Source organism: Blautia sp. AF19-1 (assembly GCF_003479155.1).
GTDB classification, from domain to species: Bacteria; Bacillota; Clostridia; order Lachnospirales; family Lachnospiraceae; genus Fusicatenibacter; species Fusicatenibacter saccharivorans.
Map to the genome: position 1 here is coordinate 1 of NZ_QUGQ01000059.1, position 791 is coordinate 791.

The 791-nt window shown below is 50.1% G+C and carries 1 protein-coding gene; it reads right to left on the minus strand.

Features of this window, described 5'->3' with window-relative positions; genetic code table 11:
* The coding region (locus tag DWX26_RS16610) for a recombinase family protein (protein WP_243030743.1) at window positions 1-791 on the minus strand (791 nt) is incomplete at both ends.

Below are 791 nucleotides of genomic sequence, written 5' to 3' on the forward strand. Positions count from 1 at the left end.
ACAATCCAGTCCTCCGGCTTCTTTTCCCCAATCGTGCCGATTTTGAAACGGTAGTCCTTTTTCTGGGAAGCAATCGCCCCGGTGTAGACGGGATTCATCAAAAGGTCTTTGATAACGGAGAAGTCCCACATATACCGCCCGTTTTCCGGGTCTTTCTTTTCCCATTTGGTGCGGGTATTGCGAAGCCCCCGTTCCCGGTTCCACCATGTGGGGCAGGGGATTTTTTCTTCCTCCAGCCGTCTGCGGATATAGTTCGGACCATGACCGTTTAGGGCATATCCGAAAATCAGCCGCACAATCGGGGCGGTTTCCTCGTCAATGAGCAGATGGTTTTTGTCCTCCGGGTCTTTCCGATACCCAAACGGGGCAAGACACCCGGTAAACTGTCCTTTCTGCGCTTTCAGAAGATAAGAGGAATGGACTTTCTTGGAAATATCCTTGCTGTACATCTCGTTCAGGATATTCTTGAACGGGGCAATATCGTTGTTATCCCGCAGGGTGTCGATACCGTCATTCATGGCGATATAGCGGACACCATTTCTTGGGAAAAAGTCCTCAATCAAATGCCCGGTTTGCAGATAGTTACGCCCCAGTCGGCTGAGGTCTTTCGTGATGACAAGGTTGATTTGCCTGCGCTCAATGGCTCTCAACATTCTCTGTAAATCAGGACGCTCCATATTAAGACCTGTGAAGCCATCGTCCTGATAGACTGCCACAACCTCCCATCCCTGCTTTTCGCAGTATTTTTCCAGCATATCACGCTGGTTTGCGATACTGGCACTTTCGCCTTG